3 protein-coding genes are annotated in these 4,028 nt (G+C 31.3%); all 3 read right to left on the minus strand.

Annotated features, from left to right (window positions below; translation table 11 throughout):
• Positions 1 to 158 precede the first annotated feature (158 nt).
• The gene (fabG, locus tag EO083_RS09605) at positions 159 to 902 is read right to left on the minus strand and encodes a 3-oxoacyl-[acyl-carrier-protein] reductase (RefSeq protein ID WP_126994225.1); all 744 of its coding nucleotides are present in this window, start codon (positions 900 to 902) and stop codon (positions 159 to 161) included.
• 92 nt (positions 903 to 994) lie between these two features.
• Complete coding sequence (locus EO083_RS09610) at positions 995 to 1,738, minus strand: energy-coupling factor transporter transmembrane component T family protein (protein ID WP_126994227.1); 744 nt, start codon at positions 1,736 to 1,738, stop codon at positions 995 to 997.
• Between the two features lie 13 nt (positions 1,739 to 1,751).
• On the minus strand, positions 1,752 to 3,893 hold the full coding sequence (locus EO083_RS09615; protein WP_126994229.1) for a sodium-translocating pyrophosphatase: 2,142 nt from the start codon (positions 3,891 to 3,893) through the stop codon (positions 1,752 to 1,754).
• Positions 3,894 to 4,028 lie beyond the last annotated feature (135 nt).

The raw sequence follows: 4,028 nt of genomic DNA on the forward strand, positions 1-4,028 counted from the left end.
TCTCAAAAGCCATATTATATGACTAAATATTTTTGTTTTTTTCTTTATCTCTTGCTTGACTCATTACCGGAAATCTTTAATCTTTTAATTAATTTTAACATAAAAAATAAAAAAAGGTGCCTGGCATTTTACAGGCACCTTTTCAATATATAGACTCTTTAAATTACCAATCCACCATCTATACCAATTACTTGCCCTGTAATATATGAAGATTCGTCTGAAGCTAAGAATAAATAGAGATTTGCAACTTCTTCAGGTTCACCCATTCTCTTTAATGGAATTTTTTCATTCAAAGCGTTAATTATTTTTTCAGGAACTTTTTCAGTCATAGGAGTTTTTATAAATCCAGGGGCAACGGCATTCACTCTAATTTGGGCCCCTTTTCTTGCAAGCTCTTTTGCCCAAGTTTTAGTCATACCAATTACACCTGCTTTTGTTGCTGAATAATTTGTCTGACCTATATTACCAAAAACTCCAACAATTGAAGATGTATTAATAATACTTCCTTTACCTGCTTTAATCATAAAAGGTGCAACTGCTTGCGTCATATTAAATACACCCTTTAAATTAACATTAATTACTGCATCCCAATCTTCTTCCTTCATTTTTAACAAAAGAGCATCCCTCGTTATTCCTGCATTATTTACTAGAACATCAATTTTCCCATGTTTACTTGCAACTTCTTCAACAACCTCATTTATTCTCTTTCTATCTGTAACATCCAAAACATAAGTTTCAATAACTCCAGGACCAGGATTTTCTCCTTTTAATACTTTTAAATTTTCTTCAGACATATCACACGCAATAACTGTAGCCCCTTCTTTTGAAAACAACAATGCAGCTGCCTTTCCTATCCCACTTGCTGCTCCGGTAATAATACAAACTTTATCTTTCAATCTCATATAAAAAACCCCCTTTTTTTGTAGATAAAATTAGACTCATTTAACTTTTACAATTATAATTATACTATCAATATTGCATTTTAACAACCTTATTAAAAAATTATTTTTAAGATTAAAAGAAATAAAAAAACTAATATTGAAAATGTAAAAAAATATGTATCAATTTTCTTCCATTTTAAAACATAATAACTACTTCTTTCAAAAACTCCATATTTTCTAGCTTGAAGTGCTATTGAAATTTCTTCTGCTTTTCTGATTGCAGAGATTAGCAATGGTATAATTATAGCCACTATACCCTGAACTTTATACCTTATCCCAGGTTGATCAAACTTTGCTCCTCTTGCAATTTGAGCCTTTATAATCCTATCAACTTCATCAAATAGAATCGGTATAAATCTAAAAGAAATAGTCATGATCATGCTAAAGTCTTCTCTATATCTTTTTTTTACACCAAAGTATTTCAATAAATCAGCTAATCCTCTAGCAATAAGTAGAGGAGAAGTTGTGTATGTAAGAAACGATGCAAACAAAACAACAAAAATTAATCTCAATGCAATGAAAGCTGCGGTTTCAATGCCACTTACAAAATACTGTATAACAGTTGCAAAAGCTATTAAAAACCACATATTCTTAACTGATCTAAGATAGATCTTTATTGAAATTTTTGACAACTTTACTATTACCATAAACAAAAGAAATAACCATATATAATCATATAAACTATTAACTGACAAAACTGTTGCTATAAAAAGAAATGAAGATACAATTTTTGATCTTGGATCTAGAGAATGAATAACTGAGTCTGTAGGAACATACCTTCCAAAAGCAAATTTCATAACTTACCTCCTGTTAAAAAATGTGGAATTTCAAAAATAATGGAGCCAAAATCAAAGAAATCACAGACATAATTTTTATAAGTATATCCAAACTTGGTCCTACTGTGTCTTTTAAAGGATCTCCTACTGTATCACCTATAACTAATGCACTATGTTCATTACTACCTTTTCTAGCTCCAGGAATTTTACCCTGTTCAAGGTGCTTTTTTGCATTATCCCAAGCACCACCAGCATTTGCAGTAAATAACGCTAACATTATACCACTTAAAGTAGTTCCTACCAACACTCCTCCGACAAATTCTGTACCTAAGAAAAATCCTGAAACTATTGGTGTAAATACGGCAATAAAAACCGGCTTTGACATCTGTTTTATAGCACCTGATGCACTAATTTTTATACATTTTTCATAATCAGGTTTTTGAGTTCCATTTAAAATTCCTGGGGTTTCTTTAACTTGATTTCTAATTTCATCAACCATTAAAGCAGCCGTCTTTACTACCGATTCTATTAAAATCCCACTAAACATGTATGGAAGTGCAGCACCTATTATTGCTCCAGATAGTGTTTTTGCATTTATAATATTCAAATTAAGAAAATCAAATATATTTTTCACTGACATCCCTGGTGAAGTCTGTGAGAAAACATAAGATGCAAATAAAGATAAAGCAGCAAGTGCTGCAGAACCAATTGCAAAACCTTTTCCAATTGCAGCAGTAGTATTACCAACCATATCAAGTTTATCAGTTATTTCCCTAACTTCTGGTTCAAGTTTTGCCATTTCACTTATTCCACCTGCATTATCTGCAATAGGACCGTATGAATCAACAGAAACAGATGTTGCAACAAATGACAACATACCAATTGAAGCCATTGCTACTCCATATAAACCTGAGAAATAATCAGCTAATAAGATTGAAATAAACAAAAATATAGAAGGAATAAAAACACTTTTCATTCCTAATGCCATGCCACTACTAATTACTATTGCTGTTCCTTCTTTTGATTTATAACTTAACTCTCTAGTTGGTCTAAACTCATCAGATGTATAATATTCTGCAAGAAGCCCAATAATAATACCTGAAAAGATCCCCAAAATTGAAGAAACATAGGGAGAAAACTTTCCAAATCTAAATCCAAATTTTTCAAGACCATCTACATTTTCAAAAAATATATTTGTCATAAAAAAATTTCCAGCCAGACTTAAAAAAGCTGATAGCATAAGTGCAGTATTCAAATCTTTGTGCGGCTTTCCAGTTCCTTTTTTAAATATTATAAAATAAATACCTATAATACTTGCTATTAAACCTATTATTGTATACAAAAAAGGATAGAAAATTAACTTTTTTGCAGTCTCATAATATATCCCACCAGAAAGTGCAAAGATATATGAAGCTAAAACTATTGCTGAAAGTATAGATCCCACATAACTTTCAAGTAAATCTGCACCAAGTCCTGCAACATCTCCAACGTTATCTCCTACATTATCTGCAATTGTTGCAGGGTTTCTTGGGTCATCTTCTGGAAGTTTTAATTCAGTTTTTCCAACTAAATCTGCAGCCATATCTGCCGCCTTTGTATACACACCTCCACCTACCCTATCAAACATTGCAATTATTGAGCAGCCCAAAGAATACCCAGAAACTGTCATTGCAAATGGAATAAAATTTATACCAAGATAATTTTCTACAATTACTAAATATTCTTTTTTTAACTGATATCCAAAAATTAAAAAAACTAATCCCAATCCAAGGAGAGCAAATGAACTTACAGAAAGTCCCATAACTGATCCACCATGGAAAGCTACCTTTAATGTCTTATCTATGTCTTTTGTTACACGAGCAGTGTTTGAAACTCTTACATTTGCACGTGTTGCTATTTTCATACCAATATAACCAGCTATTGAACTCATTAGAGCACCTATTAAGAATGATATTGAAACATACCATTCAGTCAATAATCCAAGGATTATTGCAATTGGAACAGATATTTTAAAAACAACTTTGTATTCATGAGAAATAAATGCATCAGCACCTTCTCTAATAGCTTTTGCTATTTCTATCATTTCCTTAGTACCTTCGGACTTTTTTGTTACACTCCAAAAGTTTAACAAAGCAAGAAATACACCGACAATAGGTAATAATAAATATATAAACATATCATCACCCCCTCAATTTTTGTGAAAATTCTAACTTAAATTTATAATGTAAAAGTTCCACCCTGGCCAATGTAAAAATTATTTTTCAATCAATCTAATCATTTTAGGATGAGCAGAGAGTGTGTCTATTAACAT

It is taken from the genome of Thermosipho globiformans (genome assembly GCF_003990895.1).
In the GTDB taxonomy this organism is placed as follows: Bacteria; Thermotogota; Thermotogae; order Thermotogales; family Fervidobacteriaceae; genus Thermosipho; species Thermosipho japonicus.